General features: G+C 34.9%; 7 protein-coding genes and 1 pseudogene. All 8 read right to left on the bottom strand.

Annotation, left to right across the window (positions count from 1 at the left end; translation table 11 throughout):
- Nucleotides 1-408 precede the first annotated feature (408 nt).
- Nucleotides 409-627: a hypothetical protein gene (locus ABP870_RS10530; RefSeq protein WP_350015299.1), complete on the bottom strand. Its 219-nt coding sequence runs from the start codon at nucleotides 625-627 to the stop codon at nucleotides 409-411.
- Complete coding sequence (locus tag ABP870_RS10535; RefSeq protein WP_350015300.1) at nucleotides 614-793, bottom strand: Blp family class II bacteriocin; 180 nt, start codon at nucleotides 791-793, stop codon at nucleotides 614-616. The genes ABP870_RS10530 and ABP870_RS10535 overlap by 14 nt, the downstream gene beginning before the upstream one ends.
- Nucleotides 786-1,022: a bacteriocin gene (locus ABP870_RS10540; RefSeq protein ID WP_350015302.1), complete on the bottom strand. Its 237-nt coding sequence runs from the start codon at nucleotides 1,020-1,022 to the stop codon at nucleotides 786-788. The genes ABP870_RS10535 and ABP870_RS10540 overlap by 8 nt, the downstream gene beginning before the upstream one ends.
- Nucleotides 1,023-1,159: 137 nt before the next feature.
- Nucleotides 1,160-1,525: a hypothetical protein gene (locus ABP870_RS10545; RefSeq protein WP_350015301.1), complete on the bottom strand. Its 366-nt coding sequence runs from the start codon at nucleotides 1,523-1,525 to the stop codon at nucleotides 1,160-1,162.
- Between the two features lie 28 nt (nucleotides 1,526-1,553).
- Entirely contained in the window at nucleotides 1,554-1,784 is a 231-nt protein-coding gene (locus ABP870_RS10550; protein ID WP_062712205.1) for a hypothetical protein, read from the bottom strand.
- A 12-nt stretch (nucleotides 1,785-1,796) separates the two neighbouring features.
- Complete coding sequence (locus ABP870_RS10555; RefSeq protein ID WP_242257822.1) at nucleotides 1,797-2,015, bottom strand: Blp family class II bacteriocin; 219 nt, start codon at nucleotides 2,013-2,015, stop codon at nucleotides 1,797-1,799.
- Nucleotides 2,016-2,025: 10 nt separating this feature from the next.
- The gene (locus ABP870_RS10560) at nucleotides 2,026-2,277 is read right to left on the bottom strand and encodes a hypothetical protein (protein ID WP_018380426.1); all 252 of its coding nucleotides are present in this window, start codon (nucleotides 2,275-2,277) and stop codon (nucleotides 2,026-2,028) included.
- 494 nt (nucleotides 2,278-2,771) lie between these two features.
- A pseudogene (locus ABP870_RS10565) lies at nucleotides 2,772-2,960 on the bottom strand (bacteriocin immunity protein); the annotation flags it as partial.
- Nucleotides 2,961-3,107: the final 147 nt, after the last annotated feature.

A 3,107-nucleotide genomic window follows, 5' to 3' on the forward strand; every position in this document is an offset into this window, starting at 1 on the left:
TTGTATTCATAATGAATACCTCCTTGATCTATCTCATATTGTGGGTCGCGACCACGTTTTTATTGTAACTCACATTTGGTTATTTTTTTATTAAAATCCTAAACGGTCACCGAAACGTCCTAAATGGTAAAAATATCAAAAATCCTAGTCACCAATGTAAGCTGGTGACTAGGATTCGTATGTCTTAGTTTAAGTGAAAGGTGTTGTAATAGACTTGTCTTTTCAATATTAATTCTTACGCAAATACAATTACGAAGAGCACCACTACTAAATTTTGTGAAAAGGCAACCCTTTTCAAGTCGTTACTTAACCATGCTAAGCCAGAATATCCCTGACTCTCTATATCTTTTTTTAATTTTAATTTAATTGATTATGACTTACATTATCATTTACACAACTTATTTGGTACTACCAACCTTTTTTAATATCAAATAATGATAAAAGTGAAAGCATTAGTGTCAATAATAAAAGAAAGCGATTATGTCCTCCCAAATATCCTAAAGAGGTAGCTAAGGCTACTAGAGGAATAATAATTTTGTTACTCTTGCCATTAATCAATAAATAAATAATTCTCAAAGAATTAACAATCAGCAGAGCGATAATACTCAATTCATTAATTTGCAGCATAGGTCAGTCCACCACAGATAACTGCTCCCCATACACCAAATGACTTTCCATACTTTATGCCAGTAGCCGCACAACCTGTCGCTGATATGACAACATCTCCCGCTTTGTTTCCTCCAGCGATTACTTCCAAAGCTGCTTCATCGATAGTCAAAAATTCTTCACTCATCAAATCGTCCCCTTTTTAAAAATCCACCTGTTGCACTAGTAGCTGCAGCCCATGCAGATCCAATTACTTTTGCACCAATATAGCCACATGCTGGCGTAGCAACAACTGTTCCGGAACAAATTGCAGCACCTAAAGCATAGCCAGCTGAAATTGAGCCACCAAGCCCAAGAACATTACTAGCCCAGTTATTTTTTCCACCTTCAATACCTGAAAGCACCATTTCATTCATCACTTTAAATTGTCAACTCTTATTTAAACAAAAACCAAGAAGACTCATTAAAGGCTCTCTTGATTTTCAGTAGTTTTCTACTTATGAAAGATCATATACCAGTCAAACTAGTTAATGTCATTTTGTTCCTACCCTACTTAGCTGATATAACCTCTTCGATTCGGATATAAAAAGAATATAACACTATTTGTTAATAGCATTGCCATTGGTATCGTATCCTCTTTTAAAATAAAGAGGGGGACAACTACTAGAACTGAGGCAACGACAAGTAGAAGAGCGATTTTCATTTGTCGTTTTAAAAAAAAATAGTTTACTTTATAACGTTTTAACATAGCATAAGCCCATAAAACAACCAATACATGTAATATTGTCAATAACAAGAAATATACTGTCAAATGACTCTCTTCGACACGAATTGTTCTAAAGAATAAGTAAAAGACTGTCAAGTCAATGGTCAAACACAATAAAAATCCAAACTGAAGAAGACGTTTTAGTTTATCCATGTTTCCTCCAATAAGATAATAGTTTTTATCACTTGGTGAATCTATCTTCAAACTGATACAGTACCATCAAAGGAATAAGAAGAGCTAAAAAATCAAACCAATTTGAACCCTTGGTCACATAAGAAACCATTCCTGCAATTATAAAAATGAAGGTACAAGCCCTATAAATCTTGCCGTGAAATTTTTTTAACGAAATACTAATTAAAATATAGAGCAGAAAGACGATTAAGATAGCCATCTGAGTTATGATAGTGCCCATAATTTCTCCTACTTACAATTTTGGAGGACGTAATCCATATGCAACAACTCCCCCAACAACAGCACCTCCTGCTGCACAAATTAAGTAAGCTTGAGGACCTGCTAAAATACACTGTTGTCCAGCTTGGAAAGCTCCTGCTAGAGCACCAGTTACGATGTGCCCACCTAGTCCACCACCACAAACATCTGACAAATCACTAACTGAAAGTTCATTAAAAAAGTTTTTATCCATTATATATCTCCTATTTAATGATATTATCTGCAATAAATGCTATAGAACCACCTATTTTTGCACCTGCCCAAGCACACCCAGCAGTCGCAGCTAAGGTAGCCCCTGCTGTCATCATACCTGCAGCTGTACATAAGCTTACACCAATTCCTGCTCCGTATACAGCTCCAGTAGCTGCATTATTCCATTTATTTGCTCCACCATTTACATTGGATAGACTTTCTAATTGTATTTCTTGAAAACTTATTATTGATTTTGAATTCATATTAATTTTTCCTCTTTTATTATTGTGTGTCGCGAGCACATGTTTATTATAACTCTCATTAGGTTATTTTTTCGTTAAAATCCTAAACGGTCACCGAAACGTCTTAAATGGTAAAAAAATCTACCGTGTCTTTAAAAAAGCAATTCTATTTTTTATTCCTGTTGCTGCACATCCTAGAGTAGAGATAGAAGTATCTCCAGCCTTGTTACCACCAGTAACCTCTAATAATAATGCCTCACTTAGGATATTTGCCTTAAATCAGTCATCTTAAAATCCCCTGTTTTTGCTGTTATAGCTGCCCAAGCTGCTGCTCCTAACTAAGCACCAATATAACCACAAGCTATTCCACAAATTGGAAAAACATTGTAGCAGCTCCTACACTACCTGAGACCAAGGCACCCAAGACATTATCTTATATTGTTACTATCTTCAATACCTAAAAGCATTTTAGCCATGTGCCATTGGTTGAACATTCCCCGTTCCAGCTACTACTATCAATATCCATAACGAATGTGCGATAAAGTCCTTATTTTCTTTAAAATATCAGCCTGATTCTTTGTCAAAGAAATATTGTTTTCACTTATCATTTTTGAGACTGATACATTTAATCGACTTAAGATAAAAGGGACAGATGATTTTTCCTCATCTAGTTCTTTTTTATAGGACACAAGTAATTGTTCTAATTGCTTAGTATTAGGACTGTTTGAATAGGTTACACTAAACTAGACAGAATTTATAAAGTGTTCTACACTAAAGAAAACAGGAGAAACAATATGTCTAGAAAAATACGCCGTCATTTTACGGATGACTTTAAGCAACAAATCGTTGAC

The organism is Streptococcus jiangjianxini (genome assembly GCF_040225085.1).
Classification (GTDB): Bacteria; Bacillota; Bacilli; order Lactobacillales; family Streptococcaceae; genus Streptococcus; species Streptococcus jiangjianxini.